General features: G+C 59.4%; 10 protein-coding genes and 1 pseudogene. 3 read left to right on the top strand and 8 right to left on the bottom strand.

What is annotated here, in order from left to right:
- Window positions 1-645: 645 nt before the first annotated feature.
- Window positions 646-2,238 carry an acyl-CoA dehydrogenase family protein gene (locus P6U30_RS11840; RefSeq protein ID WP_407169236.1) on the top strand — a complete coding sequence of 531 codons (1,593 nt, stop codon included), beginning with the start codon at window positions 646-648 and terminating at the stop codon, window positions 2,236-2,238.
- A 225-nt stretch (window positions 2,239-2,463) separates the two neighbouring features.
- Here the strand turns inward: P6U30_RS11840 and P6U30_RS11835 are convergent.
- The 3 genes and pseudogenes from P6U30_RS11835 to P6U30_RS11825 all read right to left on the bottom strand — a co-directional run bounded on the left by P6U30_RS11835 (window position 2,464) and on the right by P6U30_RS11825 (window position 7,645).
- Window positions 2,464-3,458, bottom strand: a pseudogene (locus P6U30_RS11835) (NEL-type E3 ubiquitin ligase domain-containing protein).
- A gap of 1,409 nt (window positions 3,459-4,867) precedes the next feature.
- A complete protein-coding gene (locus P6U30_RS11830; RefSeq protein ID WP_407169235.1) occupies window positions 4,868-5,746 on the bottom strand; it encodes a glycoside hydrolase family 12 protein in 879 nt (292 codons plus the stop codon).
- Between the two features lie 639 nt (window positions 5,747-6,385).
- Window positions 6,386-7,645: a Glu/Leu/Phe/Val family dehydrogenase gene (locus P6U30_RS11825; protein ID WP_407169234.1), complete on the bottom strand. Its 1,260-nt coding sequence runs from the start codon at window positions 7,643-7,645 to the stop codon at window positions 6,386-6,388.
- A gap of 830 nt (window positions 7,646-8,475) precedes the next feature.
- Between P6U30_RS11825 and P6U30_RS11820 the strand changes: the two genes are divergently transcribed.
- Complete coding sequence (locus P6U30_RS11820) at window positions 8,476-10,137, top strand: MFS transporter (protein ID WP_407151253.1); 1,662 nt, start codon at window positions 8,476-8,478, stop codon at window positions 10,135-10,137.
- Between the two features lie 1,033 nt (window positions 10,138-11,170).
- Here the strand turns inward: P6U30_RS11820 and P6U30_RS11815 are convergent.
- The 3 genes from P6U30_RS11815 to P6U30_RS11805 form a co-directional block, all read right to left on the bottom strand.
- Complete coding sequence (locus tag P6U30_RS11815) at window positions 11,171-11,524, bottom strand: integration host factor subunit beta (protein WP_280973053.1); 354 nt, start codon at window positions 11,522-11,524, stop codon at window positions 11,171-11,173.
- Window positions 11,525-12,516: 992 nt separating this feature from the next.
- Window positions 12,517-12,906, bottom strand: a complete 390-nt coding sequence (locus tag P6U30_RS11810) for a hypothetical protein (RefSeq protein WP_407169233.1) — start codon at window positions 12,904-12,906, stop codon at window positions 12,517-12,519.
- Window positions 12,907-13,635: 729 nt separating this feature from the next.
- Window positions 13,636-14,283 carry an FkbM family methyltransferase gene (locus tag P6U30_RS11805; RefSeq protein ID WP_280973055.1) on the bottom strand — a complete coding sequence of 216 codons (648 nt, stop codon included), beginning with the start codon at window positions 14,281-14,283 and terminating at the stop codon, window positions 13,636-13,638.
- Between the two features lie 1,549 nt (window positions 14,284-15,832).
- Between P6U30_RS11805 and P6U30_RS11800 the strand changes: the two genes are divergently transcribed.
- A complete protein-coding gene (locus P6U30_RS11800) occupies window positions 15,833-16,750 on the top strand; it encodes a hypothetical protein (protein WP_407151252.1) in 918 nt (305 codons plus the stop codon).
- A gap of 760 nt (window positions 16,751-17,510) precedes the next feature.
- On the opposite strand, the gene P6U30_RS11795 is transcribed toward P6U30_RS11800, so the two are convergent.
- Both P6U30_RS11795 and P6U30_RS11790 read right to left on the bottom strand, forming a co-directional pair.
- A complete protein-coding gene (locus P6U30_RS11795; RefSeq protein WP_407169232.1) occupies window positions 17,511-18,188 on the bottom strand; it encodes an energy-coupling factor ABC transporter permease in 678 nt (225 codons plus the stop codon).
- Window positions 18,189-19,271: 1,083 nt separating this feature from the next.
- Window positions 19,272-19,454, bottom strand: a complete 183-nt coding sequence (locus P6U30_RS11790) for a hypothetical protein (protein WP_280973059.1) — start codon at window positions 19,452-19,454, stop codon at window positions 19,272-19,274.
- Window positions 19,455-20,605 lie beyond the last annotated feature (1,151 nt).

The following is a 20,605-nucleotide window of genomic DNA, read 5'->3' as shown; positions in this document are numbered from 1 at the left end:
GTCGTTGCTCGCGCAGGAGATCATAACGTCAATGAAATCTCGGCATGGGTCGAGTTGGGTCGTTTCGGCTAGATTTTTGCAAGGGGAGCTTTCGAGAAGCTGACGAGTGAGGAACGGTACGCACGTCCACCTCGCCCAATAGTTCGGATCCTCCCAGCCTTCTGCCATCACTCTGATACTACGTGGCTCGACGTAATCAACCTTCGCGTGGCCACAGGCCTCCATGGCAATTGGGCATGTCGAGCGATTCACGAAGTTGCGATAAATGTCTTGCACTTGAGCTGGCCGCCAATCAGTTCGCTGGTTTCTATACGGGATCTTAGGTGACGAGGTTATTCAGGCGGCTGGTTCGCCGACATCCGAATCTGACGTCCTGCGGTGAGCTTCGGCAACTGATCCGTGTCTTTGAGCTGCCCCAGATCCTTGACGCGGCGATCACACCATCAGCCTGGCGGTGGTCTGCACAACGAGCCCCTGGTGCGCACCGTGCGGTACTGCGCGGTCGCGAACACGCTGGGGTTCGTCGTGCAAGAGGCATCTTGAAGCCAGCCCAGCAGCATTCGCGATAAATCCCGATCCGGGATAGCCTGCTTACGTTACGCTGGCATCCATCTATACCAATGTCTATACGAGCTAGCCACGCGGATGATTGGCACGAAGCGCGCACGCAATCATTCTGCTCTTATGGCTATGTACACTCAAGCTTATCCCTTATGCGATGAGGCGCAGGAACGCACGTCTGAACTTGGTGCACCTACTGCCCTATATTCTCGTTTGATCGATGACCTCAGTCAGTTGAATTTCGCAGACGCGGATGACCGTCGAGCATTCCCTCCGACCCTGCACAGCGTATTGGCAAAGCATGGGCTATTCGGGCTCACGACACCAACAGAGCATGGCGGGCTAGCTCTTCCCCTGCAAGACGCCATCGACCTCATCTCCGCCACTGCGTCCTTCGATGTCTCGGCTGCCTCTACCCTCGTGATCCATAACTTCCTGGCCTTGCCCTGCATCGAAGCGGCACCGCATATCCCTGGACAGAGGCAGGTCATGCGGGGCGCAACACGCGGCGACCTTTGCGCTTTCGCTTTAACAGAGCCTGGAGCTGGCTCCGCCCCGCGACATATAGAGGCTTCGGCTTTCATGCACGAAGATAGAGTTCGCGTCTCTGGCCGCAAAATTTGGATCGGCCTCGCTGACTGGGCTCGTTGGATCGTTTGCTTTGCGCGCGCTTCCGGTCCCGATGCGAAAGGCCGGGTCGTTGGCGTATTGGTTGATAGGCAGGCTCCTGGCCTAAAGGTCACGCACGAGCATCGCACGCTCGGTCTACGCGGAATTATTCAGAATACCCTGGAGTTCCACGACGTCGAGCTGCCGAGTGCTTACGTGCTCTCTCGCGATCAGGACGGCTGGGGAGCGGCAGCATCCAGTATGAACCGCGGGCGCATCGGTGTGGCAGCCATGGGCCTTGGAGCGCTTGAACGCGCCATCCAGGTCGCAGCCTCATATGCAAGCCATCGTCGACTAGGCAAGCTGCGCATGCTCGAGAACAGCTATATCGAGCAGTTATTTGGACAGATGGTACTGCGGCGGGAAATCGTGAAGGCAATGCTGGCTGCATCCTGCCGACTTGTCTCAACGCAGGGCGCACCCAACGTCCACCTTGCGTCAGCAACGAAGGTTTTGTCGTCGGAGTGGTGCGGCCTCGTCGCTGATCAATGCGTCCAACTGCTGGGCGGACGTGGTTACGATGAGGGAACGCCTGTCGCTAAGATCTATCGAGACGCACGCATTCTCCGCATCTTCGAAGGTCCGACCGAGACGCTGCTATCACATCTCGGCCGCTGCCTTCTCTCTCGAGCCACACGTGACGAAATAGCCGCTCTCTTTCGGTCTCTCGGTGCGGCACAAGTCCACGCTGCTGCAATTGAGGATCTGTCTGGGCTCAATGAGACAGACGGCGCCGTACTCGTCTATGCGGGTTGGCTCACCACACTCGGACTGGCACAAGCTGTCATGTCTGCCGGTTGCTTCTCGGCCTCAGATTGTTCGGCGGCCGCAGCGGACCTGGTCAGTTCCGAATTAGCGATTCTCCGTACTCGCGCGCCGAAGCGGCTATCTTTCGAAGACCGCATTCGCGCTCGCCGGACTCTGAATACCTTCCTTCACGACGCGGCTTCTTCCATCCGCTCACCAGTCCTCACGGACGATTACCTCAAATTGGTGCAGTATGTCTGACATCCCAGATGGCAAGGGGAGCGAGGGAGGCCGGCCGAAGACGACTTCGGCCTCGTTTGACCAGGCTGTCTGCCCGAAACGTTAAAGACATGAGCGCCTTCGCTGAGGCGTGTCGAATGGCGAATTTGTGCAACAGCTTGCTGCACTATTGCCTTGGGCCAGAACGTCCGCCCGCTTGACGCAGTCAAGGCGCCGACGCGCTTGATACGCTCGCCACCGGGACGGTCAGCCGACTATTGGCATCATCCAGGACGATACGCGAAGAGGGAGCTGCTCCAAATCTGCGCAAGCCCCTGCTCGCGCGCTTCCCATCCAGATTGTACGCATGTCAGGGGCGACGTGACTGAGCTCGAGCGGGGTGCGCAGCAGATGTTGATAGGCCAGGTAGACTTCGACGTCGTCTATGCTCGGGTCGGAGTTGACCCTGTCGCGCGCGATCCGGTCCAGCGCCTCCAAGCGGAACGCAACACGGCCATGTTGGATCAGTTCGGCAAGCCGATCGTCATATACCCCGGCCTCGACGTCAGCGTTAAGGCGCGCGGTCCGCATACCGTTCCAGTGCAAAGTAACACGATCCTCGCAGCTCTCATTGGCCTCGGAAGCCTGTGCGAAAACAGCTCGCGCAATCTCGGATGGGTCGTCGCCTGCCGCAGATCATCAGCCACTGCCTGCCGAAATGCGTCATTGCGGTAGTTCACGGTTCCTCGTAGCCTCTCTAGAAACCGTGCGTAGTCCTGGGCGCCTGGCTCATCCGCAAAGTGCTGCCATTCGGCCAGTGCCGCCGGGTCGTCCCCGAGCCAGTTCGCGGCCGCCTCGTCCAGAGACGGCTGCGCAAGCCGCGGTAACGCCTCAGCCGCCAGATGAGCGAGGACGGCGGCCGGCAGTGGGTTATCCCCGAACTCGAGGTTCGCCAAATGCGGGTAACTAAGTAGAAGGCCCTCAAGAAGCCCCTCAGGCAGGCTGGTCAGGCGGTTACCGCTGAGATTGAGCGATTGAAGCCAGCTCGGAAGGGGTTCGGGAAGGTCGGTCAATTGATTGCCGCTGACGTCGAGCTCGATGAGCCCCGATGGGAGGGACGGCAGGTCGGTCAGCTGATTGCCGCTAATCGCGAGCGAGGAGAGTGTGCTCGGAAGAGAGGCGGGCAGGCTACTTAGCTGGTTGTTATTTGCGCTCAGGATTTCGAGCTGAGCCGGCAGAGTGGCCGGCAGACTGCCCAACATGTTATCGCTCACGTCCAGCTCAACGAGGCTCGCCGGAAGGGTGTCCGGCAAACTGGTCAAACGGTTGTGGCTGATGAGAAGTTGTCGGAGACCGGGCGGGAATCCAGCGGGCAGGCTGCTCAGCTCGTTGTGGGTGGCGCGAAGTTGCAGCAACCTTCGCGGCAGGGCGGCGGGCAAAGCGGTCAGGGACAGAGATGACAAATCCACCGAACGCGAGCCGATGTTGTTTGAAGCCCTAATTCGTGACCCCCCCGTTGCCGATCCTCGGCTTCGCCCAGCCCCTCCTCGCCAGCCCAGTCTCTCAGGATTCGCTCGCGCGAGAAGGCGGAGGTCTGATACCCCGTCAAGGCTTCGACCCAATCCGCCACGGCTCGGGTGGAGCCGCCGAGGTAACTTTCCTGCGGCCCCTCTTCAAACGTGTTCGGGGAAGAACCTGCACTCCGCTGTGCCTGTCCTGCGTCCATCAATTTCTCCATCGTCAGAACTAAAGAATACGCTTGCCGCTTCTCAAGGGCCGCCAAGCAGGTGGTCCTGCAGCAACGATCAGTCGAGAGTCAGTGCACGTGCGGCCGCGCTCCCGCTCCCGATTAGAGCCGGCACAGGTTCACACGAAGCCCAACGCCGCAAATGGATCGATACTGCTGCGGCCGCTTGGCGCTCGACTTTCATCAGCGGATCAAATAACGCGGGCCGGGCCATGGAGACCCTTCGGCCCGCTCAAGAGCGATGTGCAAGTGACGGCGTGGCAGAAATGGTGATCGATCGAACGGCACGCAGCGGGAGCGATAAACCCTGCCGAAGACACTCACAGCATAGTCTCGCAGGCTTGGGACGATCCAGTTGTGCATTGCCGGGCCTTGCTCACGACGCGATGTGGCCCGGCCTAAGCAAGGGAGTTGCTGGTCGACATGGGGTCGGAAGCATACGTTCTTTCAGCACGGGTTCCCGCAGGTGCGCTCGGACCTGAGCCACTGGCGCCAACGGCTCTGCGACGAGCTAGAGCCGTTGCCGTCTGAGAGCTTGCTGGATGCTGCGTGGCGTCGTCACAGCAGAGCCAGCGTTGGTCAGTGTCTCTTGACCCGTTGAGCGGACGCGCAGCAAATTATCAAAGACCTCGCATGGAAGGCACGCCAAGACAACTGCAGTTGCGGCGGTGGCAAGCGAGTTGCTCGGCTTCATTTTGGCGGTATGCCAAAACGTTAAGCCAGTTGAAGGTAACTCCGGCGATCCCTCCAATCCGGCTTCGCGCCAAAGAACGGAAATCGCATTGCCCGAGGGCATGGGGTGCGGTGTGGAGACCCCTCCGGCAAGTCAAAGGGCGAGCATCGATCCCCGCAGCCAGATCGAGGCAGCCCACGGCGCATGGACACGACTGGATAAGCGCAGGTCACCTCACGGCCCGTGGATCCTCATTTTGAGGTCACGGTCCAGTCGTTGAAATTGAAGTTCATTCCGCCTGGGGACGAGGTGATCTCGACGCCGTATTGGACGCTACCGACGTTTATGTCGCCAAAGTAGCCCTTCGACTTGATCCACTCCAGGATACTCTTGATGTCCACTGTCCCACTGTTGGTCTTCGAAGTGCGAAGGAGTGAGATGACCTTGTGACCATTGAAGCCTTCAAACACGTTCCAAGTCGCCCCGCCTGCATCGATATTTCGATAGACCGGGATCGCCGCCCGCGAAGGAGAGTAATGATATGAAATGGGCTTTACGTTGCCGCCGCCGTCCGAGTTTCCGGTGTAGTTTGTCCATAGCATTATCTCATACTGGTTTGAGCTGTCCCAGATATCGTAGGCAACGTCCCAGGCGCCGCCGGCAGGAACACCCTGATTGAAGCTCGAGCGTAGCGTGTTGATTGAACTCAGCGGCTTCCCGACATTGAAAGCCTGGTGCGGATAGCTCTTGATTCCCCCGGTATTAGGCTGGTTCGACCACACGCCCCACTGGTTGACCGCACGCACAGAAATCGTCTGAAGTCCGGCGCCCGCGCCCCATACGTCGTTGTTCCAAGTGTAGCCATCGCGTGAGAAGTTCCCGTATGGAGCGCTCGAACTCCAGATCGGAGCCTTTCCAGGCGTGGCAGACGATGACCTGGCTTCATTCAGAGCCTGCCCAAATAGAAGACTATGATCCTCCTGTGCGCCAATATACCGCGTTGGCGCCGCTGGCGAGCCGGTACCGCTTATCCGATTGGAATCCATATTGCCCTCCTCGCTGTTATGAGAACTAAGCTTCTCGCCGATCCGCCCAGCGGGTACCCCAAGGTTTGTGACCAGTTCAGTCATGGACGGCATCGACACCTAGAGACCAGGTTCGAATGCTAGGAAGGTTGGCTTTCGAGAAGCTGACTAACGCGAGGAGAAGGGTGAGCCCCCGCTGCTGGGTCTGCCGTCTCGGATGACGGCAGGCTGGCTGAGAGGCGTTCTGGACTCTGTTGGTGCGACGAGCGCGCTCCTCGACTCCGACAAGCACCGGCACCTCAACCCTCGGTTGCGCCTGGGCAATCGTCGGCGAAAGCCCCTGATTTCAGGCCGGAGCAACGACTAAGGACGCGGCGGCGGGACGAGACAGGATTTGCCGCAACAGAAGCCTGAGCCAGCGCATGCGGCGGCGGAAGCGTCGCCGACGGCAACTCGGGTTGAGCCGTGCCGCATCTGGACCCATTCATCATGCGTATCGTACGGATGCGCCAGACATTGCATCAGCATAATATGGCTCTGACTGTGTCCCGACGCACCGCCAAATGGACTGAAGGAGCAGAGCGCCGGGGCGACCGTGCTCCGCCCTGGTGCGGTCGTAACCGCTCGACACATGCCTGCCGTCATCGCGGTCGCCAAACGACACGCGAGCACGGTCGCTGGCCGTTCCACTTGAGAGTCTCTCGCGGCTGCGTCGCGCTCAGTCAATTCGGTGCTCGGATATCGCTACGGAAACAGTCCACGCGTGTCCTTTGCACCACGGACCCGCTCCACACCAATTGCCATAGCGGCGCTCCGGTTGAAAATCTTGTCTCGCCTGCTTCGCGACAATACGCGCTCAAACGCGCGATCGAGCACTTGGTACTCTCGCCGCATCACCTCTTCCTCCTCCCAGAACAATCGCTGAAGGTCCTGCACCCATTCGAAGTAGCTGACCACCACACCTCCTGGGTTGCACAAAATATCCGGGATCACAAAGATCTCCTTCTGACGCTTCTCGAGAACTCGATCGGCCTCTGGCGTGGTCGGACCATTCGCTCCTTCAGCAAGTATCCGGCAACGCAGGTTACCAGCAATTTTGCCGTTGATGACCCGTTCCACGGCGGCTGGAACAAGCACATCGCACTGCAACGTCAGCATCTCCATTGAGTCCAAAGCAAGTTCGCTGGAGTAGCCGTTCAGGCTCCCTCGCGAGGCTGCATGCCTGACCAACTGGGGAATGTCGAGGCCCGCGGGCCGATATAGCGCGCCGGTGTGATCGCTTACCGCAATCACTTTCACACCCATATTGTGCAGTTCGAGCGCGGCGATCGAACCGACATTTCCGAACCCCTGTACGACCGCGGTTGCACCACTGAGACGGATCTTAAGCTCATCTGCGGCACGATGAACCAAATGAGCGACGCCTCTGCCTGTGGCTTCACGACGTCCCAATGTTCCGCCGGCGCTGACGGGCTTTCCCGTCACGATTTCCGTGACTGTTTGCCCTTGATACATAGAGTAGGTGTCCATGAACCAGGCCATGATCTGCTCGTTGGTTCCCATGTCGGGCGCCATCACATCTGTATGCGGTCCAACGAACGGAATCATCTCCTGCATATAGCGACGCGAAAGCACCTCAAGTTCGCGCTTGGACAAGCTTGAGGGATCGACGTTGATTCCTCCCTTCGCGCCACCATAGGGCAATCCGACCAGTGCGCACTTCCAGCTCATCCAGATGGCGAGTGCCGCAACTTCGCCGAGATCAACGCTTGCAGCGAAGCGCGTACCACCTTTCGTTGGGCCAAGCGTTAGGTGATGCTGCACGCGATAGCCCTCGAAGACCGCCATCGTGCCGTCATCACGATGAATCGGACAAGAGACCGTGACCGCGCGCTTTGGCATCAGTAGCCGAGCTCTCGCGTCCTGCGGTATGCATAGATAATCTGCGATGACCTCGAATTGCTTCACGGCCATGTCAAAGACAGGTCCACGGTATGCCGTCACGTTCGCTTCCCTAGGATGAAGATTGCATGGTGGATCAAGCAACGGTGTCAGTATTTCGATTCTCGAATACTTTCATTCCACCTGCGATAGACCCGCTCTCTGCGGCCTCAACAATCGTTGGTCCCGCAGCTCCAATCGAGATCGATCTCTTGCGCCATCTTGCGTTCGGCGGAGCTCGTTCGCTAGCATCGCCGCCTGAGACGGGTTAGAACCCGCGCCAGACACACTGGCACGAAGCCATTCGGTAGGCGACAGCAAACTCCACCAATCACCGCACACCTGTATGAGTTTGATATTGGACAAGTCCCGCGACATGGAATGTGTCGGCTCCGTCTGATCGAGAGCGCAGTTCACCACGCATCTCGCGGCGCAGAACATTTCGTACACCGCTGGCAGGGTTATATTGACAGATTGTGCTCGCAGTTGGATGCGCACTTTGTACGAAACGGACCAATGCGATCGTTCTACGCCCGCCTTCTTCTCGTGGCATAGCGTGCCTTCATCGTCTTCAGCGATCGCCGGACGTTGTGGGACAAGTTGCGACAGGTGGCTCGAGGAGCAAAAGCGTACGCGAGAGCGCAATCGGCGCTTCCCTGTTGCATCTTCGTTGCATCATGTCGTGATAGGAGATTGCAGATATCACGCCGGTAAGGGTGCCGCTTCGCACGCCGCCATTATCATCGTCTGCGTCACAGGCGATCGACGCAGCGCTTCACGCATGCCAGACTTTTGAGCGCGGCATCGCGCCGGGAACATCCTTGTGATCCGCACCCGACTCGAATCATGGTAGATCATCACGAACCGATATGATCGATCGAGCCAAAGTCCAGATGCGTAGCGCTGCCGACGGCATCACGGCGCCGCTTCGGCACGCGACCTTCCGGCGCATCTGGCTTGCGAGCCTCCTCTCGAATCTCGGCATCCTGATTCAAGGTGTTGGTGCGGCTTGGGCAATGACGCAGATGACGTCCTCGGCCGACAAGGTCGCATTGGTGCAGACCGCACTGTTGCTGCCGGTGATGCTGATTTCGTTACCAGCCGGCGCGATCGCCGATATGTATGACCGTCGCATCGTCGCACTGATCTCGCTTGGCATCGCGTGCGCCGGCGCAACCGCCCTCACCGTGGTCGCCTGGCTTAGTCTAGCCACACCGAACCTCTTGCTCATGCTTTGCTTCATCGTCGGCAGCGGCATGGCGCTGATGGGACCGGCTTGGCAATCGTCGGTTGGCGAACAAGTGCCGTTGGAAGCGCAGCTGCCTGCGGCAGTCGCGCTGAACGGCATCAGCTACAATATCGCGCGCAGCGTAGGTCCGGCGATCGGCGGCGTCGTGGTGGCGACTGCGGGCGCAGTGGCCGCATTCGCGCTTAACACGTTGCTCTATCTGCCGCTGGTAATCGCCTTGTTCCTTTGGAAACGCAGCAGCGCGCCCTCACGCCTGCCGCCTGAAGGGTTCAGCCGCGCGATAGTGTCCGGTGTGCGCTACATCAGCAATTCGCCATCGATCAAGATTGTGCTCGTCCGCACTTTGGTGACCGGCGTCGTCGGCGGCGCAGTCACCGCGCTGATGCCGCTGGTGGCGCGCGACCTCTTGCATGGTGACGCTCAGACCTACGGCATCATGCTCGGCGCCTTTGGCCTGGGCGCGGTGGTCGGCGCACTGAACATCACCGAGATCCGCAAGCGGATGAGCGGCGAGGCCGCAATCCGCGCCTGCGCGCTGACGATGGGCGCGGCGATCGCCGCGGTCGCGCTCAGCCGCGAAGCTGTGTTGACCGCGGCGGCACTGGTCCTGGCCGGGGCCGTCTGGATGATGGCGTGGACCGTGTTCAACATTGGGGTGCAGTTGTCGGCACCGCGCTGGGTGGCCGGACGCTCGCTCGCAGCCTATCAGGCGGCGAGCTCAGGCGGAATTGCCGTCGGCAGCTGGGGTTGGGGTCATCTAACCGACGCGGCAGGGGTCGAAACTGCGCTCATGGTGTCGGCCGCCTTGATGCTGGCCTCTCCACTGATCGGCCGTTGGCTGCCCATGCCCCGCGTCGGCGCGAGAGGAGAAGAAGCCGCGCTTGTCGGCGATCCCGAGGTACGTCTCGCCTTGACCGGGCGTAGCGGACCGCTCGTCGTCGAGATCGAGTATCGGGTTGCACAGGAGAATGCGCGAGCGTTTCATAATGTGATGCAGGACGTGCAACTGTCACGCCAGCGCAACGGGGCCTATGGCTGGTCGATCGCGCGCGACATTGCCGATCCCGAATTGTGGACCGAGCGCTATCACTGCCCGACCTGGTTCGACTACTTGCGCTGGCGCAACCGCTCGACCCAGTGGGAACGTGAATTGGAGCAGCGGGCCATTCGCTTCCATCTCGGCCCTGCCCCGGTACGCGTCCGCCGCATGTTGGAGAGGCCGTTCGGCTCAGTCCGTTGGAAGGACGACACGCCCGAACTGGGACCCGCGATAATACGGCCGCAAGCTCGGCAAAGGCACCAATAGCCGGCCGCCCCGGCCGATCGGGTGGACCAGCTTGCTGAGAGTTGAACCGTCTGGGACACTAAACAACCGAACACCGATTTTCCCGCAGGTTCCACAGCGAGTTCAAAGGCTGGCCATCGGCCCGCGATCGGGTCATTGGTCTCAGCTTCGCCTGGCGTGCCGATCAACATTCGACAATCGCCGCATCAGATCCTGCCTTTTTCGGAAGGCTCTCAAAGAGCCTGCCTGCGCCAAAGTTCAACGAACTTCAGTCCAATGGCGCAGCGAAGATGCATGATGTCCTCGAAGAAGCAGGAATAGTGCATCCGGAATCAGTTATCGGTTTTATATCAAAGTGGGCATTGGAACTACCGCTCCTGGCTTGTCTAATTGTGCAATCGAGGGTGATTGATGCGCAATCATGACCTTGTCTCCGGCAGCCTTCTCGCACTGACTGCGACCAGCTTCGCGCTGCTCTGTTCGAGCCTGCTCGTCCTTGCCTTCATTTAGCCGGACGTCCTGATTGTTTTACACGCGCCGTGAAGGCGAACCACCGCGCTCCACGGGGCCCAAAGCCGGCAAGGACTTTGATGCCGTCGTTGTCCGAGGGAAGCTGAGAACGTCGCGTTGCACGTGCAGCCTACAGCCAGGACAGCGGACACAACTGCGTGCATATGCATGTCTGGGTTCGTCGAGGCGCATGAGGCACGTAGACTGTCCTGGACGACGTCGCATAAGCGCCCTTCTTTCTGCGCGATCGTCACGAGCTTCGAATGGCTCACCCCTCGGTCGAAATGGATCATTGCCGCGCTGATCGGCGCAGCCGGCCTCATATCAAGGGCCGCAGAGAATGTCCGCTGTCGACGGTCGTGGTTTGACCGCTCACCGTCGTCAACCTAACCATCCGATTTCAGCGGTGACGGTCATGGGTCAGGTAGAAAAACGCTTCAATTTGAGTCCGCGCCGGCCGCATGGCGAGTACGGCCGCATTGCGCATAGACGAAACAAAAGACAGCCTTGTGGTGATTGCGGGCGAAGATCAGTTGCCCTGTGGTCACGCGGTTTCTTTTGGCCAAATACATCTGTCGAGCTGCTTGTCGGATGGTGAGGATACCGTCTCGCATTGCATCTCGCGCTTCAGGCGCTCGCGCATTTCCTTGCCGGCCTTGAAGGACGGAAGGCGCTTCTGGTCAATGTGAACGTTCCGCCCTGTTCGTGGGTCGCGGCCCGTGCGAGCCCGGCGTTGCTTGACCGAAAATACTCCGAAGCCACGCAACTCGACCCGGTCGCCGCGCACGAGTGCGTCGACGATCTCGTCCAGGATTGCGCTTACGATTTTCTCGACGTCACGCTGATAAAGATGCGGGCTGCGGTCGCTGATGCGCTGAACGAGCTCGGACTTGATCATCGACGCGGGTATCCACTCTATTTTGCGAGAGGCCGCCATATCTGCGAAAGCGTCGGCAACTGTCAAGCATGCCAGGCAGATCGGGCGACGCTTGAGACACCCGCCATTGTCACTGTCAAATTTGGCAGACTACGGGAATTTGTCCTCGTCCTAGACGAAACCAGCGCCTGCCATACCTCGCTGCTCGGCGCTGGGCGGCCGACGAGTTTCGGCGCCGTCCGGATCGTACCAGCGTTGGTGCCCTTGCAGGCCAGCGCGAGATCAGTGCGGACCTCGAGGCAAGACTGTCCATGGCCGAATAAAAGCACCTCAGATCAAAATGAGGATTATTGACGAAAACACGCCGTCACCAACGAAGGACGACCCAGGACTTTCACGATCGGCTTATAGAAAACGGTCGCGCAGATGTAGGCAATAAGACGCAAAGGCAGCGATTGGCAAGATCGCGACATGTCAGCATTCGCTCAGTGGTCGGATGGCGTCTCCTCTGGAACAGCAAAGCCGGCCTTTACGCGATCCAACACGACCATCATTTTGACCCTCGATGTCCTGGTTCCAGAGAGAGTGCTGGTGAACTGCTCGAATTCTCCCATGATGCGGGCCGTATTATATAGGACGAAATCCGCCTCGCCGGATTATCGAGGTACATCGGCTCCTGCTGAGGCCGTTCGCTCTGCGCCAATCGTCCAACCAGCGCCCGCGTTGCGTCCACGACATGGACGCCGCAATCATCTGGTCATTGACGATTCCGAGGACGGTTTCTCGCCGATCGTGCTCGGCCCGGGCCGCAACGTCAGTCGATACCGACGGCTTTTGCCGAACCTCGGGCAAACACGGAACCTTCTTGAGCCAGGCAGGACAAATTGAGCTCCTGAACGCGCTCTTTCGGCGGAACCCATCGGCTCGCTCCATAGGCTTGATCACCACCAGGAAACCATGACGTTCTGACGCACGGCCGCGGAGATAGAATTGATCGACCGCGTATCGAATATTCAGGCGATGTGGGCGCGTGGACTGCGCCGTTGCCGCGATCTTCCACGAGCTCGCCGAGATGCCTTACCCCTCATCGGCGGGATTTTACCAAGGGCACATTCGGGCTCTGGAGTGTTTGTGTCGACGACTGACGGCCGCTCGTGGCTCTCCATGTATTCCAGCACGCCACGCCCCTTCTCCGTGATGTGCCATCCGAACGGGTAGCGTTCGACAAGCCTCATGGAAAATATACTCAGATCAGGTACCCTGGCAGCGAGGCGCTTGGTGCGCTCGGACCAATCTTGGCCGCTCGTGGCCAGAATGGCAATGTCGCGCTTGAGATCGTCGAGCTTGGCGAGGCCATTCGGATAGCTAACAAGCAGCTTCAAAATGGTCACCTGAAGATTCATGGACCACTACAGGGCAACGAGAAATAGGCGAGCTTCTGAAGCAGGCCGACACATGGGACGTCACTCAAAAAGTATGGAGCGCAATGTGCCTCAACTGCTTATGCGGAACAAGCCCATCCGAAGACGGCGCGAGCGTACGCCTCGGACTAGTGCGCGGATGAGCTCTCGCCTGTGAGAAGCGGCCGCCTTGAAATATTCGAGCGACCGCCAGTTCAAGGGTCTTGAATCGCACGTGGCGTCATATTGTAATATCTGAAACCAGATCAACCGACGGGGAAACCCGGCCGTCTGGGACGATCGCGTAGATCCGGCGCGACGAATTTCACCTCGTTGGCCTGCAGATCCTTTGCCGCGCCTGAGGCGAGGCAAAGACGGTCGATGCCGTTGATCGATGCAGGGTCGCAGGCGGCGCCGGGAATCAATAGTCGCGCGCGAGATCGCTCGACAGGAGCATGGCGGGTCTGATGCTGGACGAAGATGGGTCGTGCTGACTGCCAAGTACCGTTAGGACTGAAGATTGCGCCGATTGCAACCATTCAAGCGCGACGGTCGGGATTGAAGCGAGGATGCGCCATCAAAACCAATCGTGCACCATCTCGCTCCTCTTCGCAACGTGCCGCATAGAAGCTGGCAGGGTCGATATCACAAAACGAGTACCCTGTGGTTCACGGTCGGCCACGATGCGAACATTGGATGGCACGCCTGTCGTGCCCAAAAGCGGCGATCGTTCTAAAATCGCGTGTTCTTGAGCAGCACATCGCCTTCTACCGCGCCCGGATAATGGGTTGCCACTTCGAACGAAGGCAACAGCTCAAGAATGGCCTGCAAGGATAGCTGCCCTTCGTAGAGCTCCCGGTCGCTGTATTCTGTATAAATAAAGCGCGTATTGCTGAAGGCCTTTCTGCCGCCCGCGATCACATCGGACTCTGCTCCCTGCACGTCCATCCAAATGAAATCGATCTTGTCCAGCTTCGCTTCGCTACACCAGTCGTCCAGCCGTCGCGTTTCAACCGAGAATGGCTTGTCAAACCGGACCCACCCGTACTCGGTGAGATGGTTTTTGGGCCGGCGTATCGAGCCCGAGAGATCCCATTCCTTCGCCTCTCCCTCCCCATTGCTTGGGTGGAATTCGATCGATCCATTTCGATCGCTGATCGCGACCTCAAACAGCCTCACCTTGTCGAGGCACGGTCCCAGGTTGTTCTTGAAACGAGCGATCGCTCGAGGGTCCGGCTCAAAGCAATAGAGCTGCGCCTGCGGGCACAGCTTGAGAAAATGTTTCGTATCGGTGCCGTCGTTGCAACCGATATCCAGGATGACCGGGTTTGGCTTCTGGAGAAGCGAAATAATGTGCCGGTGCACTTCTGCGGAAGACATGGGCTCTTTTCCCATCGGCGTGGAGGTCCATTGATACCTTGTCCGAAAAGCGCAATTACACGGCAGCTCTCCACGCACAACGTATATCAACGTATATTGTAGATATCCCGAAACTGGCGATGGTTCAGGGCGTCGCTAGCATCGATGGTGCCACTCGCACGCGAGCCTGGCGATCTACTGCCCACCGGAGGGTCAACGCTCCAAGAACCGAAAACGGTGGCAGCGAAGGATCGCGTCTCGAGCACATCAGATGATCTCGAATCTCTGCAAGAAGAGCGTTCTGCACGCCGGCGCGCTCGATACTCTCGGCGGAATGATGATGCGGATCTCCTTTACTGCAAGCAAAAGGCTGATGACGTCAATACTTGACGAGATTCGACGATTGGCTTGGACTGCCAAGGCGTCCGCGTGCTGCTCGCTGCAGGCAAGCCATCCGGTGTCTGCAGTCCGCCAAGCTGTCTGCTGCGCGACATTTGCCGCACAAGGAATGTCGGTATTTCTCAACATTTGCAATGGCCCAAATCCTGCTTCTTGTTCGAGACCAAGAAGATCGAGGTGAAGTCATCTGCCTCGACACCACATTCAACCATCGCTCGCCAGATATGAATTGATGCATCTTTCTCCCACCTTCTTCATTGCGCGTGTCTCGGCTCCTTCGAGATCAGACTGGCGTCGCTGCAGGTCTTTCTATCGACAACGAAGACGCACCGCTGGGCGTGATCGAAGAAACCGGAGAACCTGCAGGTCTATCCCATCGCTTCACACTCCGATCACGGATGCTCGTTGACGCGGCATCTTCGTGGCCGGCGCCATTGACGGCTGGCGGTCCGGCCTCAACAGCAACCGATCACCAAAATCCGTCCGACGGCCGCTTGCCGGACCTTCGTCGGCCCCAACCACCAGCAGACGCCGGCGGCAGCGCCTGTTGCCGACGCCGGCTGCGAACAATGCCAAGCAGCGAGCACTTTCTTGATTGAACGATTGGGGGCCGCAAGCCGCTGGACGCTCACCGCTGGGGCCGGCTGTCTGCTGACATCGAACCTGAAGTTCCGATCCATGATAAAGAAGAGAGGGCGATAGAAGAATGAAAGGGGATCTCATACTCGTTGGGCTTGGTCCCTACGCCCGGGCGAAGTACATTCCTCTGATCGAGAATGCCGTCGCCGGCAGGCTGGCGTCGGACTTTCATGTCGTTGAGCTTGAGAGCGCCAGAGATGGCGTGAATGCCTTCTTTCGGAGTCGCGCATGCAAGCCGGCGAGCGTCTCATACGTCCCCGATCTGCGCCGATACGGAATCTGGTACTCCCGTGATGGGGAGGACGTTCTCAAAGCCAGAGCAACTCCAGCCACGAAAGTAATCATCTCAACGGAACCAAAGGCTCATCTAGGCTACCTCCGAGCGGCTCTCGGACTTGGCCTCGATTGTCTGGTCGATAAGCCCGTCATACTTCCCATGACTTCGTGTGGGCGCCCTGCAGCCAACCGCATCGTTGATGCAATCACGGAGCTGAAGGAGATCTGCAGGCGCACAGGCGGGCGTTGCGCCGTAATGACGCCTCGCCGTTACAATGCCGTCTACGAACTGATTGGATGGTATGCGCGCCACGCTTCTCGCAAGCTCGGTACCCCGGTCACGTATATTGGTATCGAGCATCACGCGGGGGTATGGAACACCGAGGAGGAGATACTCTGCCGCGAAGACCATCCCTACCGGTACGGCTACGGAATGCTTTGTCATTCCGGCTATCACTACATCGACGTTCTTTCCGGCATGCTGGCTCACAACGAGGATAACTTTGGGGGCCTCGCGATCGAATTGGATATCCACCGGGCGACGGCGGCCGACCAGGTCCGGCAGATCGGCCCGGACGCGGTGCGCAGGCTTCGGGGCGAGGCACCAATTCCTGGACTGTCCCCCACTCCGACGTTCTGGGGCGAGACTGACCTCGTCTCAGCTGGAGCCGCACGCCGTAGTGGAAGCCGCGAAACCGTTTGCCTTTTCCGGCTCGACCTCCTGCAGACCAGCGTATCACTTCGCAATTGGCGCCAGCTGCCTACCAATGTCTACAACAAGAATGGGCGGTACACCTCGGAGGCTATCCGCTTGAACATCGGTCCGTTCGCTGCGATCGAGGCTAGAGTTTTTCAGCGGATGCATTCGGACAGAGACGGTGGTCCGCGGTCCGCCAAGGAGGCGCATATTATGCTTTGCCGGAATGGCGGCTTCCTCGGCCGATCCGCTTTGCGGGAGAGGGTCTATTCAGCACGCGATACCCTCGTCGAAAACGCCGACCTTGGCGCTAGCCGCAAACGACTGTTTAACGATTGGCTTGGAGGCCGCAGCGGCAAGAGCGCCCTCGAGTCGCACACCCGAACGATCTCACTCTTCGCTCGCTATCTGGCGGCGCTCACAACGGATCCGGCTGATTCCACCGCATCACTCACGATTGACGATGTCTCGGCGTGACATTCGTCCAAGTTGAGTTCGGCGTGCTCTGGCCCGTTCCGCAACGTTGGCGCGAGAATTATCGAACCCGGAGGATACCAATTTTCATTGTAAGCCGGCAGGCCCACCGGGTGCGGCCCCGCATTGGCGGGGGATGTCCGTCCCGAATGGACTGCCATATGATTGGAGCGTTCATGAAATTCGTATTTGCCTTCGCCCGGTCGCTGTAGCTGGCGGCCGGGCTTTTTGGGCCGGTCTTCCAGCGGGACGATCAGGCCAGACGCCCGTCCGCGAGGCCACTTCTTCACAGTTGCCGCCGCTTGCGCCGCGCTGGCAGGCACGCATAACTGCGCAGGCTGGGTGTCAATCCAGCGTGATGGATGAACGCCGGCACCAGATAACCGAGAGAGAGTCGCTTGAAGGCGAGGCTGAGCGACTGCAGGATAGCGAAGTCACCGCTTGCCGACTGGATTTGACGCCGACTTCGCTGCAGCCCGTCGCGTCGGAGGCCTGCGGGTGGCGAACCAAATTCCTCGCCGCCATAGGAGCTCCCACGCCGGTGGGCGCCCAGTCTGCCCGATGATCGACGACGAGCAAGAGAGAAGCTGCCCTCACGCGCAGTCCGGCCCATTCCTCCTATAGCTCCACGAAATGTCGACGGTTTGCTATTCCGTGCGAGCCGCGGCGAGCGTCAGCTTCCCGGTATTCCGGCAACCGATACACAATCGGGAACAGAGCCACATCCCTTGAATGGCGGCACATCCCGTCCCGCCGATCATCGCTAGCCAGAGTTGTGGAGGCGGGTCGTCACCAGCGCATCGGCGGTCAGATCACGCACTGCCTTGGCTGTCGCCAACACCGCAAGGTCGGCGAACGGCTCGATGACAATGACGATCGCATAGGATGCGGCGAAAGTTACGATGTTGGAAAGGTTCGCCGCGCCAAATCCGGCGCCATACAGGGCCCAGAAGGCCACCCACGCCACGATACCCGACTGATATGCGGTCGATAGCGCCAGCGTTTGCGAGTATCGGAGGTCGACATAAGCGGTGTTGCGGGAAACGATACGCTGGGCAAGCGCCTGAATCGCGAGCAGCGGGACCAAGAGTGTGGTTACGTTCATGCCATATTGCGGTAGGTCGGTCGGCACGAAGCACAGGCCTTGCACCAGAAGGCCGAGCGCCAATCCGAGCGCAGCTGGCGCTGCACCGAACAACAAGAACAGCGTCGAGCCGAGGATGAAGTGCACTTCGGACACCCCGACCGGAAAGTGCGGCAAGATCTCGAAAAACGTGAAGACGAGCGCAGTCGCCACGCCCGTCCGCACCAGAAACGACGCGATGCCCTTTTCACGAACGGTTTCGACCGCGAGCTTGAGTGCGACGCCGCCTACGGCCATACCCGTCGCGTAGCCCAGCACGAGCTTCGTGCCCGTTACGAGTCCCGGTTCGATATGCATCCTCTTATGTCCTTCCTGCCGTCACACCCGACGGCCCTGGCGCCAAAGAACGAGCGGAGCCGCTCTCCTGGCTTGCGGGCCAAGAGAGATCGCCGGCATTGCTTTGCTGCTCGGGCCAGTGGCGCATTGCAGCCTCTCGCCTTGCGGTCGTAAGGGCGAGCGCAATACTGGGCGCAGCAACTGCCTCATCGCTCATTCCCGATCATGCTTCGACCTCTTGTGCTATAGTTCGAGTGGCATGCATGTGGTGTTTGCCTCTTCCGAGCAACGGACGTCAAGTGTGGAGTGAGCGATGGCGTTATCGCGAGATGTTCGCCGCCAGCGAACTGACTGGGACGACGAAGGTCGTGATCGCCGCGCCGACGCTCGAAATAAGAGTGGCGAGCGCTGCGAGCTTGGCGCGGACGGGCCGGTTATCGGCAAGCGTTGGGAGCGAAACCGTGTTGGAGCAGTTTTCTGCCCGTTCGCGAGTAAGCGACTCACCTAGATCACGCTGGTGTTGGTGGATGGGCGAGCGTCGTCCAACCGAAATCTGCGCGGCAATTTGCCGCGCTCGGCGTCCGGTCCGCGAAGCTGCAAGGCAATGTCTTTCCCCGACCTTCAGAGATGCTCAACGAAGGCGAGCAGATCTCCTTTGCAGCCGCTCGACGTCATTGACCAGTTACCGACATCATCGATCAAGTCACGATGTCGCCGTCATCTGCGCAAACAACGTTGCAGAGTCCGACGGTCCAAGTCCGACAATGCCTACAAAGCTTGGCGGTGGCATCGGAATGTCCCGATATGTCGGCTTCCACAGATGCAGGCAATAGCGGCTGTTATTCACATATTGCGAATGAGGCGGATGCAGCTGCATCACGCATTCCTCTTCATCCCAGAACAGATCCTTGACAAAGCACATCTCTTCCCAGTTCGGGCAGCGCCGCGCCGTCGACGCGGAGACATGCTCCCAGCCTGGGCGAACCAGTCCGCTGATCTTGAGTTCACAGCCGCAAGGCCCTTGGACCAAGAACAGGCCGCAGGGACCTGATCCCGGAACACTGGCGAATCGGCCGGATCGTATACGGCCAGCCTCCAGCTTTTCTATGATCCGTGATCGCATGCCCCCTCCTTCGCTTCGCGGATCCTTTTGAAATCCACGTGGATTACGTTGTCCCGCGTCCCATTGATCGGCGCGAGTTGAGTTTTCAATGCAACATTCCGGTCAGCCTGCGTGAGCGGCTGCACGAACAATCTGCGAAGCAAGGCGCAGATGCCGGTCATCATTCATCCCTCCACTACCCATTTTTGAAAGCTCAGGACCCTCTTCGAAGAATTCGATCAAGCGGTCTTGCCGGCGCGCCGGAATGGCGCTTTCCCGATTCATCACCGCCTAATGGCAAAGCGGCTCTCACAGAACCCGGCGCGACAGGGATCCGGAGGACTTTGCCAGCCCCAGATTTGGTTTTCCTCGCTCTTGCCCACGTACGATCCGTCTTGCGAGCCGACCGCAATCCGGGCCGCAAGACGCGCGACTGACACGGACCGGTTGGAAGCGAAGGAAGAACGCCCGAAGGCAGGCCTACGAACCCGTGACAGCTCGGCCGGTGATCGTCTCGCCCAGCCTTCGTTTACGACGCGATCATTGCGAGCGACCCGATCGAACGCAGAGAGCGCATAGTCGCGGCGGTGGGCGGAATAAATGAGCAGCACAGGACTTGCGCCGCTGACAAATGGTCTCCTTCATCGCGGATGCGTCGACTGGCGTGCGCAATACAATCCTATCGAGCATGTTTCGTCCGGACTTTCCGTCATGGCCAGCAAGCCGTGTGGCGCCCTCACATGGTTGTGGCTTCCACAAGCGTTGCCGCCTCGGTCAGATGCGCGCTTGTCGCCGTAGTACTCGATCATTCCTAGGCCCTCGCTCCTCGGCGAGCCTGAAACAGGCCAATGCGTCATCTATGTGGCCGCATGAGCGAAGTTCGGCTCGAAAGCCTGATAAAGCGTCTGCATTCGCGGGGTGGACGGTCACGTGCGCCGATGCCGCCCCTCTTTAATGTCCCATGCCGGCGGCGAGCTCCCGCCATAGATCTGCATCAGCCTGTCAGATGCGCTTTGCAGAATAAGACCACATGCTTTCCAGTATCTGACGGACTGCCATCGCCACGTCAGTTTCAAGCCGAGCGAGCAAGCCAAGGGCGACGATGGTTCGCTGGCACTGTCTCCAAACTGACGGCGCGCCGAGGGCCAGATCGTCAAGCGACCTTGATCGGCCGCGAGCCCGGGGTTGTCTGGCACGCCGAAGCCGCAACGCGGCGGCCGCCACGGGGGCGACGTCCAGATCCTGCGCTTGATGCTCGAACTTGAGCGGCATCACTTGGGGTCGTCCTACCATCGGCGTCTGTTTGAGGACAAAGCAGGCCGGAAACCTGACAACG

This window comes from Bradyrhizobium sp. ORS 111 (assembly GCF_045571485.1).
GTDB lineage: Bacteria > Pseudomonadota > Alphaproteobacteria > Rhizobiales > Xanthobacteraceae > Bradyrhizobium.
This window is presented reverse-complemented; position numbering and strand designations above follow the sequence as displayed.

What these genes read in the sequence shown, in the direction of transcription:
- P6U30_RS11840 (WP_407169236.1), top strand. Translation starts at nt 646, where the DNA reads ATGATTGGCACGAAGCGCGCACGCAATCATTCTGCTCTTATGGCTATG.
- P6U30_RS11790 (WP_280973059.1), bottom strand. Translation starts at nt 19,454, where the DNA reads ATGATGACCGGCATCTGCGCCTTGCTTCGCAGATTGTTCGTGCAGCCG.
- P6U30_RS11795 (WP_407169232.1), bottom strand. Translation starts at nt 18,188, where the DNA reads ATGCATATCGAACCGGGACTCGTAACGGGCACGAAGCTCGTGCTGGGC.
- P6U30_RS11810 (WP_407169233.1), bottom strand. Translation starts at nt 12,906, where the DNA reads ATGAATCTTCAGGTGACCATTTTGAAGCTGCTTGTTAGCTATCCGAAT.
- P6U30_RS11830 (WP_407169235.1), bottom strand. Translation starts at nt 5,746, where the DNA reads ATGACTGAACTGGTCACAAACCTTGGGGTACCCGCTGGGCGGATCGGC.
- P6U30_RS11820 (WP_407151253.1), top strand. Translation starts at nt 8,476, where the DNA reads ATGCGTAGCGCTGCCGACGGCATCACGGCGCCGCTTCGGCACGCGACC.
- P6U30_RS11815 (WP_280973053.1), bottom strand. Translation starts at nt 11,524, where the DNA reads ATGATCAAGTCCGAGCTCGTTCAGCGCATCAGCGACCGCAGCCCGCAT.
- P6U30_RS11800 (WP_407151252.1), top strand. Translation starts at nt 15,833, where the DNA reads ATGACGCCTCGCCGTTACAATGCCGTCTACGAACTGATTGGATGGTAT.
- P6U30_RS11805 (WP_280973055.1), bottom strand. Translation starts at nt 14,283, where the DNA reads ATGTCTTCCGCAGAAGTGCACCGGCACATTATTTCGCTTCTCCAGAAG.